Below are 14,389 nucleotides of genomic sequence, written 5' to 3'. Positions count from 1 at the left end.
GTGCAAGTATGACTTCCTCTCTTCTTCAGCAATCCTGGTTCCTCTGGAGTTGCGGCTTGATGGTTGGGTTTCCCTGCCTGATGTTGGTTTTAAATGAATCGATTGTCTATACCCAGAAACAGGGGAAACCGCTTGTTCACACCTTGAGAATCCTACGAAATTTGGTCTTGCCGATTTTTGTTGGGTTTATTGTCCTGACCAAAATTGTCGGCTTAGATCCTGAACAAACGGCCATTCGCTTGGTTCAGACGTCTTTGTGGGTGTCCTTGATCCATGCGGCGTTGTCCTTTGTAAATGTTTTGCTGTTTGTGGAGGCCGGGGGCCATACTTGGCAAGCCCAGGTGCCTAAACTCCTGAGAGATTTAACTCGATTTTTCTTGATATTAATCGGGACGGCCTTTGTGCTCTCTTTGGTTTGGAAAACGGATTTAGGCGGCCTCCTCACGGCCTTAGGGGTTAGCTCTATTGTTATTGGTTTGGCCCTGCAAGATACCCTCGGCAACTTGTTTTCAGGAATTGCGCTGCTGTTTGGCCGCCCCTTTGTGATTGGCGATTGGCTCAAGTTTGGGGACACGGTCGGCAAGGTGATTGAGATCAATTGGCGTGCAGTCCATTTGATTACCCGCAATAAAGAAATGCTGATTGTGCCCAACTCTGTATTGGCCAAGGAAGTGTTCTATAACTATCGACGCCCCCAATCGTTGCATGGGGAACCGATGGAATTGGGGTTTTCCTACGATGACCCACCCAATAAGGTTAAGCAGGTGATCCGGCAAGCGGCTCTAGAAACACCAGGTGTCTTATCGGATCCAGAACCGATTATCCAAACTAGTGCCTATGGGGATTCATCCATTAATTACTATGTCCGTTTATATTTGCGAGACTATGATCGGGTGCCCGAGATCCGCGATGCATTTATGACTCGGGTTTGGTATGCTGCCCAACGCCATGGCTTAACGATTCCATTTCCCATCCGCACTCTGATTCATGAACGCCCCCCCAAACCTGAGTTGAATGGCGGTACGAATCGGATTATTACGGAGTTGCGATCGCTACCCTGTTTCATCACTACCCATACAGAAGTCTTGGAGAAACTGGTGACCAATGCAGACTTTAAATCCTTTGGCAAAGGCGAGCGTATTATCTATCAAGGACAGGAAGAGGTAAATCTGCACTTTCTGTTGACTGGGCAGGTCCAGATGAACGTCTTGAGCCAAACCAACCATGACCAAGAAGTGCTGAGGTTATCCAAAGGAGATTTTTTTGGGGCCACAGCTTTACTCTCTAGAGAACCGAGTTCTAACTCCGTTGTTGCTCTGAGTGATGTGGATGTCATGATTTTAGAAATCGAAGCCATGCAGGTTTTGATTGAACGCACCCCCCAACTGGCAAGAGAGATGGATGAAATCATCGAAGCCCGCCGCAAAGCGATTCAAATTGCCCAACAGACCTATGCTTAACCGATGACATCAGGGTTTGATTAAGAATCGGGGTTAGGTCAAAGTTGAAGATTTTGTTAAACTGGTTACTGCGAAAGTGCTCAAGTTTTTAAAATTTGCCTCTTTAAGCAGTCGTCATCACCGGATCTTTTACCATGACTCTATCTTCTTCACCCAAATCGACCGTCATCTCTCCGTCTATCCTATCTGCGGATTTTAGCCGTTTAGGTGAGGAAGTTCGAGCCGTCGATAAAGCAGGGGCAGACTGGATTCATGTTGATGTTATGGATGGTCGTTTTGTTCCGAACATCACTATTGGTCCCTTGATCGTGGATGCGCTACGCCCGGTTACTCAGAAGCCTTTGGATGTTCACTTGATGATTGTGGAACCAGATCGATATGTTGCCGATTTTGCTAAAGCAGGGGCGGATATCATTTCAGTTCACGCTGAAGCAAGTGCCACAACCCACCTTCATCGCGCCTTAGGCCAAATTAAAGAACTGGGCAAGATGGCAGGTGTAGTTTTGAACCCGGGCACGTCTCTAGAACAGATTGATTACGTTTTAGAACTCTGTGATCTGGTTTTGATCATGAGTGTTAACCCAGGTTTTGGCGGACAAAGTTTCATTCCAGGAGTACTGCCCAAAATCCGTCAACTTCGCCAAATGTGTGATGAACGTGGTCTAGATCCTTGGATTGAAGTGGATGGTGGTCTCAAAGCGAACAATACTTGGCAAGTACTTGAAGCCGGAGCAAATGCTATTGTGGCTGGTTCAGCGGTGTTTAAAGCAGATGACTATGCTGAAACTATCAAAGCCATTCGTAACAGCAAACGTCCTGAACCCGAATTAGTTACAGCCTAATTCCAAATATTTTTTATATTCCATATAAAGTACCCCTCATCTTGCTTCAAGATGAGGGGTACTTTTATGATTCTTAGTGCGAACTAGGGATTCAGAAGCTTTTGGGATTCTTCGCCGGGTGTATAGCGATAACCATAAGTGGTTTGATCCGAATCATCCACAATCTGCGGAGTCACTAGCACAACTAATTCACTTCTCTGTCTAGTTTTATTTTCACGTCGGAAGAGCCGACCCAATAATGGGATATCCCCTAAGATAGGCACTTTGCTAACATCAACTCTATCTTGATCTTGAATGATTCCAGTTAATACTATTGTTTGACCATCTCGCAAACGAACTTTTCCTGTTTCAACTCGGCGTTGCTGTAAGAGGAAAGCGGTATCTCCTGATAGAGCATCAACAAAAGTTCTCCCTGATAGAGAGCTGACTTCCGGTGATAGATTCAACGTCACAAACCCATTGTCATCAATGTGATCTACTACAACGTTTAGAATAACTCCTGCATTTTGAATGTTGGGTTCAGTACTAGTTGAATCAGTAGTGGCACCTGCTGTACTTCCTGAACTTGAAACTCTTTGTACAAAGCCTGTGAAAACTTGCTCAGTTAGATTGACCTGAGCTGAACTACCTTCTTGTACTAATAAAGTTGGGTTCGTTAGGATTTTGGCATCATTATTTTGTATTGATACAAACAAATTACCTAAAAAGGTTTCAGTTAAGGTGAACAAGCCGCTACCTACAATAGGAACAGTGCCTGATCCAAAGATTGAAGTTAAGCCACCTCTGCCATTAGCATCTGGTCTAAAACCAATCCCTAAGGAGTCATTAGCTCTAAACTGTAGATCTGCGTTGGAAAGTTTACCTTTCAGCAAATTGACATCAATAAATTTGACATTAATAGCTACCTGACGCTGACGCACATCCATTCTTGTCAGCAGGGCTGTTGCTGTTTCCACTTTTCGGGGAGTCCCGATTAGGGTGATGGTATTAGTCCGGGCATCAGCAACGACTTCCAAACCTTCCAATAAGCTAGCGCTACTTCCTTCTGAGCTGCCACCATTGGCACCATAATTCTCAAGGAGTTCTTTTGCTCCTAGTGATTCAATCTCTTCCTTAACAGAATTTTCTCGTTTTATACCTGTTTGAGGAGTAGAAGCGTCATTATCGGCACCAGTAGGTGTGATATTGGCTCCAGTTTCTGCTTCATTGGTGAATGAACTTGATCTTGTGATCTTCGCTGTTGCCTTAAGTTGATTCAGACGAATTGTTCTCACAACCCGGTTTTGGGCATCACCTGGTAGCGTTTTGCCGACAAAGACCGTTTGACCGACCCGGTTAGCTTGCATCCCAGATAAGCGTAAGACGTAGTTAAAGACATCATCAACAGATTCATTCTCGATGTCTAATGTGATGGTAGATGAGGCGGAAGCTCCTTCTTCTCCGTCTCCTCCATCTTCCGCGAAAGCGACGTTCACATTAGCGGCACGGCCCAAGAGTGTTAATACCTCACGAACAGGGGCTTCACGTAGCAACAACTTAGGAATGATTTGATCGCTGCCAAGATCGATGCGTTCAGGCTCAACATTCAATGGGGCAATTGCTATATCTCCAACAGGTGGAGCCTTTGCCCGACTTCTAAAGGGAGGGACAGCACTAGCTCGAGAGCGAAGATTGGAGGGCTGAGACGATGTTGCGACTGAATCCGTACTACCAGGCGCACCATCAAATTTAATGGCTAAAACACCATCCCGATTGTCGTTGCGAATCGTTTCGGCAATAGGAGCAGAATGGACTCCTTCTACTGTAATTCTGACCGTATCAGGATCTAATTGTCGAACTTCAACGAATTTAATGCCAGGAGCCGGATCTTTCTGTTGAAATGGGCCTGCCTCTGGTAGCCGTAAGAGAGAATTGCTGACGTCTGAAACGGATGTATTGCCTCGATTGACCGTAAAAATGGGAGGGCGGTTATCACCTTGAGTTCCGAGTACGAGTTCAAATCCCTTTGAGGTGGGATTGAGTTGAACATTGGTGACTTCAGTTTCAGCAGCCCATACTGGCTGAATCATTGCGCCTAGTGCAGCTGCAGTGCAGCCTATAATAATTCCGGGTTTTCCTTGATACGAGTTCACCCTACACTCCTCTATTTAATAATTAATGATGACTGTTCGTTGTAGATGTAGCTGCAGGTTGCAGCTTAGGCGGTAGCGATTAAATGAATCTATTGCATTTAATTCGTCTTGGCCTCTGGTTTGGCTTTTGCGGCAGCAGCCTGAGCAGCAACAGCAGCTTCTTCTGCACTCAAGGGCACATAAGCATGCAAATTAAAGGTAGACTTCACAAGATTGCGAGGGCCAAATTCGGTTGGCTTTTGTAGCTCCATCGATAAGTCGCGAACGACCAAAACAGTTTGCAGGCGATCAATGGCTTGCATAATTTGCAAAGTTTGGTTGAACGTTCCTTGAAAAGAGACTGAAGTGACTTGCCGTTTGATCTTGCTATTTAAGGATGCTCCTAAGGAGCTATCGGTTACAATGCCAGACTTGCCATAATCAGGCTTAAACGTCTGCAATTCAGCATTACTAGAAACAATTACGCGATTTAAATCTAATAGCAACGTATCCAATGCTTGCTGATCAGAGAAAAGAGTTCGAACCTCTTTATTCTCTCGCTTTGCACGATTAAGTCGCTCTATGATCTCGTCTACTCGTTGGGTAGTGGCTTCTTTTTGTTCTAAATCATTTGTTTTTTGTGTAACAGATTCTTGAAGCTCTTGGTATTCAGCATATTTGGGTGAGACAAGCTGAGTCCCGACATATGCTGCTAGGCCTACACCAACAACAGCTGCCAAAATTCCTGATACCGTGGGGGTAAAAGTAATCCCAAATAAAGTGGGATAAGAAGGTCCCAAGAGTTCGTCTTCTCTTGCAAATCCGCCAGTGGCCGTCATGGATTCATTACTCCTTTTTGCTTCAGCGCCCCAATTCGGGCAGCTAATCCAGATGCACCTTTTGCGTTCAGAATTTGTAGTAATTCGGACGCTGGAACATCATTAATTGTGGTTTCCAATTGATGTTGAACTAATGAAACCTGAGTTTTCTGATCCGTTTTGCGCTCAGATGACATCAGCTGTGTTTGCGCTACGGTCAGAAAGGGAGATTTTCTCAAGGTCAACACAAAGTCATTGACATCGTTAAAGGAAATAGCGTTGCCGGTAATCGTCAACTGCGTCGGTGCTGATAAAGCGGCGACGGTGGCTGCTTGGGCATTCGGTTGTCCTGCCTGTGCAGGGGGTGTTGCAGCCTTTTGCTGAATTTTTGTCACCTGCAAGGTAGGTGGGACACGGTCTCGGATATCTTGTAAGGTCGCTGACCAAGGCTTGATTTGGTTAAAAATCGTTGCTAATGCTTTGGTTTCCTCTTTCACTTGCCGTTCTTGCAATTTAAGATCGTCGACCTCAGCTAACTTTGGTGCTAACAGTGCCAGCTCACTATCTAGATTCTCTTCTTCAGCTACTAACTGCTGATTTAAGAAGGACATGACGCCAAAGCCAATGAGAACTAACCCTAAGGCTGCTCCACCCACACCCAAGCCGATAAATAATGGTGTTTTATCATCACTGTCATAGCTGGCAGAAGAGACAACTTGTTGACCATATTCTGGGCGATCATTTAATAGGTTGATATCAATTGAATACATGCACTTATACCTCCCGCATCCCAAGACCCATAACAACACTTAAGGCAGGACGTTGAGCCATCGGAATACTGTCTGAATTTTGAATGCCGAGCGAGCTAATTGGATCGACTAATGTTGTTGTCAGTCCTAAACGCTGGGTTAAAAACTCATCAATTTGTCCTAAACTGGCACCTGGTCCTGATACAAAGACTTGCGTAATATCTAAATTTTCACCCTGGTTTAAGTAGAAGTCGATGGAACGGCGAAGTTCATCCGATAAATCGCTTAACATTCTCAGGATGGCAGCAGAGCTGGGATTATTGGCGGTGTTGTCCGTTACATCTAAAGGAACGGTCATCCCTTGCAATAAATCTGCCCCCATTGCGCCAGGCAGGTTCATCGCCCGACTCAACGCATTTTGAAGATGATGAGTGCCAATGGGGACCTTACGATTAAATTGAGGAATACCATCCATGACGATACTAATTTCAGTACCATCAAAATCTATATTCACCAGTGCCACTGCTTCTCCTTCCATAAATTGGAGGAGTTGATTTCGCAGCGTTCTGATTAAGGAAAAACTACTGACTTCTAGAACCTTCAGATCTAGACCTGCCTGTTGGAAAACATTGAGGTAATTTTCAGTAATGTCTTTTGGCGTGGCAACGAGAAGTACTTCGACTCGTTCAATGCCATCCTCATCGATGTCTGTTCCTAACCGTTGAAAGTCAACATCTGCTTCTTCCCGAGGAAAGGGCAAATATATGGCTGCTTCTTGATTAAGAACCATATCCCGCAGTTCCATTTCGTCCAGTTCGGCCGGTAAACGAATCAACCGAATGACAGCTTCACCAATGGGAACGGCGCATATGGCAGCTTTGGCTTTGATTTTATGTTCTGTAATTCCTTGACGAAGGGCATCGGCAATGGCGTCTGGATCTGTAATCCGTCCATCTTGAAAAGCACCTTCCGGAATAGGAATTGCCGCAAAAGTATTGAGGTTTGTCCCCTGCTTTTGTTGCTTAAGTTGAACGATATTCACGCTGTCTGGGGTTAACTCTACGCCTACCCCCTGATTCGAATTCGAAAACAGACTTTTTAATGAAGTCACCACAGGTATGTCCGCTACAGGCTGAATAACAATATGGAAATAATTAAACCTAATGTTTGAGGCTTTGTTCTGTTGGGAGGATACCCACTTTTTTGGGCACAATCAACATCTTCCGGTTCGAACCATTACAGCTTCAATAACACCATTAGATTATGAAGGATGATGCAAAAAACTGAACGTGTAAGTTGCCTGAACTCACCCTCTCAGTCAGGATACCCACGTTAACGTATGGTTGTACCATACTCTAAAATTTGCTGACATTTCTCGAAAAAAGGCCGAACTACGCATGTCTCAACTATCTCAGCGTAACGATAAAGTGCGGATTGAAACCGATAGTATGGGCAGCGTTGAGGTGCCGAGTGATTGTTATTGGGGCGCACAAACTCAACGGTCTCTAAAATATTTTGCGATAGGCGATGACAAAATGCCGAGGGCGATGATTCGTGCCTTGGGCCTGGTTAAGCAAGCGGCAGCAAAAGTGAATTTGACTTTGGATCGCCTGTCCCCAGAGGTGGCTAACTTGATTGTTGAGGCTGCCACCGAAGTGGTGAATGGTCGATGGGATGATCAGTTCCCTTTACGGGTGTGGCAGACCGGCAGTGGCACTCAATCCAATATGAATGCCAATGAGGTGATTGCCAATCGCGCTATTGAGCTAGCGAATGGTCAATTGGGGAGTAAAGATCCTTGTCATCCCAATGATCATGTCAATCTGTCTCAGTCATCGAATGATGTGTTTCCGACCGCTATGCATATTGCAGCTTTGGAGCAACTTGTCCATCAATTGATTCCTCAGGTGACTGACCTTCGCGATGCCTTAGGGACCAAGGCTGGAGAATTTGATGGAATTGTCAAAATTGGCCGTACTCATTTGATGGATGCTGTGCCACTAACGTTAGGACAAGAGTTTTCGGGATATGTTGCTCAATTGGAACAAAATCTAACGCGACTCCAGCATACATTGCCACACCTGTATGAATTGGTTTTGGGGGGAACGGCTGTGGGGACTGGATTGAATACTCACCCTGAGTTCGCAAAGCGAGTTGCTGACCAAATTGCAGAATTGACGGGTTTGCCCTTTGTGACTGCCCCGAATAAATTTGCAGGACTGGCTGCCCATGATGCTTTAGTGATGACGAGTGGTGCGCTAAAAACCTTGGCTTGTAGTTTGGTCAAGATTGCCAATGACTTGCGCTGGATGGCGTCGGGACCTCGCTGTGGATTGGGGGAGTTAAGCTTGCCAGCCAATGAACCAGGGTCGTCCATTATGCCTGGAAAGGTGAATCCAACTCAGTGTGAAGCGTTAACGATGGTTTGCGCTCAGGTGATTGGTAATGACACAGCGATTAGTTTTGCGGGGAGTCAGGGTAACCTAGAGCTGAATGTCTTTAAGCCAGTGATTATTCACAATCTTTTGCACTCTATTCGCATTCTTTCGGATGCCTGTGATGCGTTCAAAACCTATCTGGTTGTTGGTGTTCAACCCAACTTGTCGCAAATAGAAACCTACCTGAATCAGTCATTGATGTTGGTGACAGCGCTAACGCCTCAAATTGGTTACGACCGGGCAGCACAAGTTGCGAAACAAGCGTATCAAACGGGCCAAACCTTACGAGAAACTTGCGTCGCCCTTGGCTTTCTAACGGCTGAAGAATTCGATCAATCTGTGCAACCGGTGCAAATGACTCACCCGTGGGACTCAAATATTTGATTTTTTTACTAGACGTTCAGAACTGTCCTGATTCCTTAGTTTTTGGTTGATACTATGACTCAATTTCGGATGTTACCGACTGCGATCGCGGGTCTGATCGCCCTAACGCCCACTCTGCTTCCCCTCCCTAGTGTTGCAAAGGAAGCTCCCACCGCTAATACCCAGGCTAAGGCGCAACCCAAACGTCTAACCCATTTTGCCCATGGCCTGATCTTTGAAACCCCTCGGGGATTTTCCGAAGTCAAATCCCTAGGCAACGATACCATCGGCGTCGTGGCACAAAAGGGAAACCGCAAACTCAAAATCCGTATGGCCGCTTTAGCTGCAGACTGGCTAGAACTGCTGGATATGGAAGATGAAGAGTTGTTGGGATATCTCAAAACAACCTATTTGGGGATAAATGCCCCAGCGCGAGAATATCATCAACGTCGTTTCCTGGGACAAACATTGTCTGGAGAGCTGCAGTATAAGCGCACCAGTCGAGGCTACAACATCGTAGAAATTTATCTGGTGCCTTTAAGTGATGGCAGTAAGGTGATGTTAGCTCTAGAAGCCGATACTTACTTGCCCCTCCCCCAAGTTGAGCATGCCTTTCGTACCGTCTCTCGGACCATGCGAGAAGATCCTGAATTTCTCAAAAAGCTCAAGAAGAAAAAGCGACGGTAGCTCTGAATTTGATGGGCCACAGTTGCTGAATTATTAGTCGGTACCTACTGTTAGAAACTATGCTGTTCCAGAATTTCACGAGGTAGGGGATTGCCTGATAGGAACATCCGTAGTTTTGGCAATTTTGTCATTTCTGGAGGCAAGCGATGCAGTTGGTTGTCACGCACCACAAGCAATTGTAATTTTTTGAGCTGGCCTAATTCTGATGGCAACTCCTTCAGTTGGTTATCGCTAAGGTCTAGCGTCTCCAGATTATTCAACAGTCCCACCTGAGAGGGTAAAGCCTTGAATTGATTATTGTCGAGATCGAGCAGTTTTAAGCTACTGAGCTGCACGATCGTGGCAGGTAGACTGGATAACGCATTATTTTGAACCTTGAGCGATTGTAGTTGAGTTAAGCGACCCAGCTCAGAGGGCAAGGTTTGCAACTGGTTATCCATAATCTCCAAATCTGCAAGTGCAGAGAGTTGGCCGATTTCGGCGGGTAAATGGGTTAATTTATTCCTCCTCAACCACAGCATCTCTAGGTTTGAGAGCTGACCAATTTCTTTGGGCAACCGACTTAGCTGATTACCATCGGCTTGTAGCCATTCTAAATTGGAGAGTTGACCAATTTCTGGGGGCAAACTCTCCAGTTGATTCTGTGTGAGAAAGAGATCTTGAAGTTGGGTGAGTTGACCAATTTCTGGCGTGAGTTGACGAAGCTGATTCCCGCTCAAATCCAAGGATTGAAGTTGGGAAAGCTGCCCGATTTCAGGGGGAACTTGGGTCAAAGATAAATTGGTAAGGTTCAGGTCTGTTGCTTGCGTATCAATGGCCTGTTGGATTCGACGCTGCGCCTCAATATACCCAGGTGTAGAGCGTCCTTGTTGTTCTTGCTTGTTTTCGACCGTCTGTGGCTGATTGCCCCCTTCTTGGGAGGCTAAATGTTGGACTCCAAAATAAACGAAAGGACTTGCAGCTACCATTGTCAGCACAATCAGTATTGTTCTAGAGGGCCAACGAAGCAACGGCGTAGGCGATAGTTTCATGAATAATTGATGCTAGTTTGACTTCAATGACAGGCCAGTAAGCGGGTGAATGAAAAGTGAATGAGCAACTTGACGAGTTGTCAGCCTGTCTCTTATCTCATCGATTGAAGTTTAAGCTGTTTGGGAAATACGATGATTGATCCGTATCACTTAGCGACCTACAAAACACTATGCGTACGGTGGCATGGATATCTGGCTTGTATAGACATGCCAGATATTCAGAATAGACAGGAGCGACTTCATCTCAAACTTTGACGTGCGAGATCATTCCATCAACCTTTGTGCTGAGAAATGGTAAGGGATCCGAAGGACAAAAATGCACTATCAGTAGTGCAACGGTGGCTTTTAAGGCTTAGCGTGCTGCAGTACCTCTCAATAGGGTGGTCAGAAAACTAGAGAGGCAATGGTACGGATGACCTCTTTATCCAATCTGGGGTAGGGCACAGATATTGCTGTTTAGCTGACAATTGGACTTCCATGATGATGGACTAAATACCAGTCTTGGCCCATGCGCTCGAAGATGTTAGTGGCCATGGATTCAGCTTTCTGTTGGCGGCGTTGAGCCACCTGCAACACCTTTTCGATCAGCACAACATAAGCTAAATCCCCGCTGCGGTTGACCGTAATGATTTTGGTGTCAATTTCTAGATAGGCGGTATTTTTAAAGATTTTCTGCCAGGATGACTCAATGGCGTCCCACCCTTTCAACTCCCCTCGACCAGGGTGAACACAGATACTAGCAATGCCGTGGGACCATACTTTTTGCATGGCTACTAGATCTTTTTTCTCAAAAGCGCGATAAAAAGCGGCGTTGGCGTCAAGAATAACCTGCTCATCCTGCATGGGGAAAGATGTCCTATGCTGTGAAACAAAAGAGGCTTATTTTTCTTCTTTCTTTGTAGACCCTCCTCCTCTGATTCTCGGCCTAGGTTAACAACTTGTTATCTGTGCAGCCCTCAGAGAGTAGACCGATTGACGAATTCTTGACGCTTTTAATCATGATCAAACCCAAACTGATTTCTGTTGTCGTGGGTGCGATCGCATTCGCCCTCACTCAGCCTGGCGCTCAAGCTCGAAAACCTTTGAGTTTGCCAGGACAACTGCAGGTCCCCCCGAAACAACTCGCGAGTACTTCACCTAGCGTAGTTGTTCGTTCGCAACCTCCACTGATTGCCCAAGCACCTCCAGCGAATCCTCTCTCCTCGTTGAATCTCAGTGCTGCTCAAGAGGCCCAGATCCGAAGAATTGATGCTTTAATTCAAGCCCAGGTTAAAAATGTCTTGACGCCTGACCAATGGTCTGAACTGCAGTCTCTACAATCTTCAGGGGCCTCCAAAGGGGCAGCCTTAGCGAAGCTCAACCTAGCCCCAGACCAAATCACCCAGCTAAAAGAGATTGAAGCCATTGCTCAGCAGCGACTGCTTTCTATTTTGAATGCGGAACAGAAAAAACAGCTGCAAAAGGGACCCTTGCCTTCTCCGGCAACTGCACCTGCCCCTTCTCCCTCGCCAACGGGAACGGCCCCCACGACGCCGCCCTCTTCACCGCCTTCAGCTTTAGCGGCATTGAATCTGACGACGGAGCAACAGGCACAAGTGCAGCAGGTTCAGGCCTTAGCCCAAGCCCAAATCCAAACTATTCTTAGCCCAGATCAACAAAAGCAATTACAAACTCTGCAATCGGCAAATCTTTCCCAATCTGCTGCACTGCAACAGCTCAATCTCACAGGTAATCAAAAATCCCAGTTACAAGAAGTTGAGTCCCTAGCCCAACAGCGTATCCTGTCTATTTTGACCGCTGAGCAAAAGAAGAAACTTTTGACACCTTAAGAAGATGTGGGTCTTTAGCTCACTGAGACTGTGTCAGCGCCGCGAACCGATGCTGCCAAGGTGGTTAGCATTTTGGTGGTTGTTTCGAAGTTGACACAGGCATCCGTGATGCTTTGTCCATAGGTTAGCTGGCTCAAATCTTCTGAAATGGGTTGGTTCCCAGCCACTAAATGACTTTCAATCATTACCCCTAACAGCCGTTGGGAGCCATTGTCAAGTTGTCGTGCAACGTTTTCTAGGACCTCGACTTGCCGGTTATGGTCTTTGTTGGCGTTGGCATGGCTACAGTCCACCATGACTCTGGGATTCAGATTGTGTTTGGCAAGTTCTTTGGTGGCCTGTTCCACATTCTCAGCGGCATAGTTGGGGCCTTGTTTGCCGCCTCGAAGGACCAAATGAGTGTCAGGGTTGCCTGTGGTTTTGACAATACTGGCGAGACCATGGTGGTTGATGCCTAGAAAACGATGGGGTTGGTTCGCTGCTAGCATGGCATTGCTGGCGGCTTGCAAACTCCCGTCGGTGTTATTTTTGAAACCAATGGGCATGGATAGACCCGAAGCCATTTCTCGGTGGGTTTGGCTTTCTGTGGTGCGAGCGCCAATAGCGGTCCAGGTAATTAAGTCGGCAATATATTGAGGTGTGATCGGATCGAGTAGTTCGGTGGCGGCGGGTAAACCCAGGTTGGCTAAGTCCAGCAGAAGTTGACGGGCTAAGCGCAAGCCGGTGTTGATGTCATAGCTGCCATCTAGGTGCGGATCGTTAATCAGCCCTTTCCAGCCAATGCTGGTCCGAGGTTTTTCAAAATACACTCGCATAACGATTTCGAGCTGATCAGAGAGCTGCTCTCGTAGACCCGCTAGCTTTTTGCCATATTCCAAGGCGGCATCGACATCATGAACTGAACAAGGACCAACAATGACTAAGAGGCGCTGATCTTCGTTACGCAGAATATTGCGGATGCGATCGCGGGTCTCTGCGACGAGGGCAGCCGCTGTATCTGTCAACGGCACTTCATGATGGAGCAAAGCAGGACTAATCAAGGGACGGGTTTCAACGACATGCAGGTCGGCGGTCTGATACATGGTGTCTCAAAAACTCCAGGTACTGGCCTTGCTCACAGAAGATTGGCCAGGGGCGTATTTACGTATTTACAGTTTACGGCAAAATTACGGGGTCCTGCCTAGGGATATCTGCGGAAGCTGGGTGGAAAAATTGAGCGATGGCTGCGGTAAAGCCTGTAAATGAACTAAAGTCCTGGGACACGATATCAACGGATAGCCCTAAGTCTTTTGCGTTCCCAGCGGTATAGGGACCAAAACAGGCGATCACACAATGCTTCATTAGGGTTTCGGCATCCACCATCTGCAGCAAGGCCGAGATTTCAGCGGTACTGCTAAATGCGATCGCATCCACCTTACCCTGGCGAATCTGTTCCACCTCGACGGCATAGGCCGTGGCCTCCAGCCGACGTGTGACATAAGCGGGCACTGATACAACGGTTAATCCCAATTGCTCCAGATCGGCAAGGAATTTGGGCACGATATCTGGCTCCGGTATCCGCTCCACCTGGGGAATCGGTACAAAAATTCGCCGGGTGTCTATGTCAGGGATTTGTGCCAGCTCTGCCACAAGGCCCGCAGGACTCGATTCCTTGGGAATTAGATCAACACGAACGCCTAACGTTTGCAGTTGGTCTGCATCTTGGCCGATGGCGCAAATATGGCATTGATTGAGAAGAAATAAGGGGATATCGAGCTGTTGTAACCGCAGCATAACGGCTTGAATACCTGTGCGACTGGTGAAAGCAACCCACGAAAAATCCCTGAGCTGTTGCAAGGCGTGATCCAAATCGGGAGCAGGGTCTAATGCATAGGTCTCTATCGTGGGCATGACGATGGGCAACCCCCCTTGCTGGATGATTGCCGTCGCTAGACGTCCGGCATAGGGTCGAGGAGCCGTAATGACAATCCGTTTATTGCCCAGAGGCAGGCGTGCTGTCGATAGCAGTAGATCCGTCATTCTATCCATCGAAGACTACGACCTATTCTGCCAGACGTTGAT

Annotated in this window: 13 protein-coding genes; 5 read left to right on the top strand and 8 right to left on the bottom strand. The window is 46.8% G+C overall.

Translation table 11 applies throughout. The features are described 5' to 3' along the window. Positions 1 to 8: 8 nt before the first annotated feature. Entirely contained in the window at positions 9 to 1,460 is a 1,452-nt protein-coding gene (locus AM1_RS06225) for a mechanosensitive ion channel family protein (protein ID WP_012161963.1), read from the top strand. Positions 1,461 to 1,594: 134 nt separating this feature from the next. After that, complete coding sequence (rpe, locus tag AM1_RS06220; RefSeq protein ID WP_012161962.1) at positions 1,595 to 2,302, top strand: ribulose-phosphate 3-epimerase; 708 nt, start codon at positions 1,595 to 1,597, stop codon at positions 2,300 to 2,302. An 83-nt stretch (positions 2,303 to 2,385) separates the two neighbouring features. Here rpe and AM1_RS06215 read toward each other — a convergent pair whose 3' ends face one another. The 4 genes from AM1_RS06215 to pilM form a co-directional block, all read right to left on the bottom strand. Continuing rightward, complete coding sequence (locus AM1_RS06215) at positions 2,386 to 4,371, bottom strand: AMIN domain-containing protein (protein ID WP_238549180.1); 1,986 nt, start codon at positions 4,369 to 4,371, stop codon at positions 2,386 to 2,388. A gap of 161 nt (positions 4,372 to 4,532) precedes the next feature. After that, positions 4,533 to 5,252, bottom strand: coding sequence for a pilus assembly protein PilO (locus AM1_RS06210; RefSeq protein WP_012161960.1), 720 nt, complete (start codon positions 5,250 to 5,252; stop codon positions 4,533 to 4,535). Then, on the bottom strand, positions 5,249 to 6,001 hold the full coding sequence (locus tag AM1_RS06205; RefSeq protein WP_012161959.1) for a PilN domain-containing protein: 753 nt from the start codon (positions 5,999 to 6,001) through the stop codon (positions 5,249 to 5,251). The genes AM1_RS06210 and AM1_RS06205 overlap by 4 nt, the downstream gene beginning before the upstream one ends. Before the next feature lie 4 nt (positions 6,002 to 6,005). Continuing rightward, the gene (gene pilM, locus AM1_RS06200) at positions 6,006 to 7,094 is read right to left on the bottom strand and encodes a type IV pilus assembly protein PilM (protein ID WP_010476352.1); all 1,089 of its coding nucleotides are present in this window, start codon (positions 7,092 to 7,094) and stop codon (positions 6,006 to 6,008) included. Positions 7,095 to 7,407: 313 nt separating this feature from the next. Between pilM and fumC the strand changes: the two genes are divergently transcribed. Together fumC and AM1_RS06190 are read left to right on the top strand one after the other, a co-directional pair. Beyond that, on the top strand, positions 7,408 to 8,802 hold the full coding sequence (gene fumC / locus AM1_RS06195; protein ID WP_012161957.1) for a class II fumarate hydratase: 1,395 nt from the start codon (positions 7,408 to 7,410) through the stop codon (positions 8,800 to 8,802). A gap of 54 nt (positions 8,803 to 8,856) precedes the next feature. Beyond that, a complete protein-coding gene (locus AM1_RS06190; RefSeq protein WP_238549179.1) occupies positions 8,857 to 9,468 on the top strand; it encodes a hypothetical protein in 612 nt (203 codons plus the stop codon). 50 nt (positions 9,469 to 9,518) lie between these two features. Here the strand turns inward: AM1_RS06190 and AM1_RS06185 are convergent, their stop codons facing one another. After that, on the bottom strand, positions 9,519 to 10,499 hold the full coding sequence (locus AM1_RS06185) for a leucine-rich repeat domain-containing protein (RefSeq protein ID WP_083776701.1): 981 nt from the start codon (positions 10,497 to 10,499) through the stop codon (positions 9,519 to 9,521). 456 nt (positions 10,500 to 10,955) lie between these two features. Next, positions 10,956 to 11,342, bottom strand: a complete 387-nt coding sequence (locus AM1_RS06180; RefSeq protein ID WP_012161954.1) for a nuclear transport factor 2 family protein — start codon at positions 11,340 to 11,342, stop codon at positions 10,956 to 10,958. A 155-nt stretch (positions 11,343 to 11,497) separates the two neighbouring features. On the opposite strand from AM1_RS06180, the gene AM1_RS06175 reads away from it, so the two are divergent. Further along, positions 11,498 to 12,328: a hypothetical protein gene (locus tag AM1_RS06175; RefSeq protein ID WP_012161953.1), complete on the top strand. Its 831-nt coding sequence runs from the start codon at positions 11,498 to 11,500 to the stop codon at positions 12,326 to 12,328. 14 nt (positions 12,329 to 12,342) lie between these two features. Here the strand turns inward: AM1_RS06175 and AM1_RS06170 are convergent, their stop codons facing one another. Further along, positions 12,343 to 13,410 (bottom strand): 3-deoxy-7-phosphoheptulonate synthase, encoded by a 1,068-nt coding sequence (locus tag AM1_RS06170; protein ID WP_012161952.1) that lies wholly within the window; start codon positions 13,408 to 13,410, stop codon positions 12,343 to 12,345. Between the two features lie 73 nt (positions 13,411 to 13,483). After that, on the bottom strand, positions 13,484 to 14,347 hold the full coding sequence (locus AM1_RS06165) for a uroporphyrinogen-III synthase (protein ID WP_012161951.1): 864 nt from the start codon (positions 14,345 to 14,347) through the stop codon (positions 13,484 to 13,486). Positions 14,348 to 14,389 lie beyond the last annotated feature (42 nt).

It is taken from the genome of Acaryochloris marina MBIC11017 (assembly GCF_000018105.1).
Classification (GTDB): Bacteria; Cyanobacteriota; Cyanobacteriia; order Thermosynechococcales; family Thermosynechococcaceae; genus Acaryochloris; species Acaryochloris marina.
This window is presented reverse-complemented; position numbering and strand designations above follow the sequence as displayed.

Bases quoted from the DNA above. Each gene is read 5' to 3' on its own strand.
- AM1_RS06225 (WP_012161963.1), top strand. From the start codon at position 9: ATGACTTCCTCTCTTCTTCAGCAATCCTGGTTCCTCTGGAGTTGCGGC.
- rpe (WP_012161962.1), top strand. From the start codon at position 1,595: ATGACTCTATCTTCTTCACCCAAATCGACCGTCATCTCTCCGTCTATC.
- AM1_RS06215 (WP_238549180.1), bottom strand. From the start codon at position 4,371: ATGATTCAGCCAGTATGGGCTGCTGAAACTGAAGTCACCAATGTTCAA.
- AM1_RS06210 (WP_012161960.1), bottom strand. From the start codon at position 5,252: ATGACGGCCACTGGCGGATTTGCAAGAGAAGACGAACTCTTGGGACCT.
- AM1_RS06205 (WP_012161959.1), bottom strand. From the start codon at position 6,001: ATGTATTCAATTGATATCAACCTATTAAATGATCGCCCAGAATATGGT.
- AM1_RS06190 (WP_238549179.1), top strand. From the start codon at position 8,857: ATGACTCAATTTCGGATGTTACCGACTGCGATCGCGGGTCTGATCGCC.
- AM1_RS06185 (WP_083776701.1), bottom strand. From the start codon at position 10,499: ATGAAACTATCGCCTACGCCGTTGCTTCGTTGGCCCTCTAGAACAATA.
- AM1_RS06180 (WP_012161954.1), bottom strand. From the start codon at position 11,342: ATGCAGGATGAGCAGGTTATTCTTGACGCCAACGCCGCTTTTTATCGC.
- AM1_RS06175 (WP_012161953.1), top strand. From the start codon at position 11,498: ATGATCAAACCCAAACTGATTTCTGTTGTCGTGGGTGCGATCGCATTC.
- AM1_RS06170 (WP_012161952.1), bottom strand. From the start codon at position 13,410: ATGTATCAGACCGCCGACCTGCATGTCGTTGAAACCCGTCCCTTGATT.
- AM1_RS06165 (WP_012161951.1), bottom strand. From the start codon at position 14,347: ATGACGGATCTACTGCTATCGACAGCACGCCTGCCTCTGGGCAATAAA.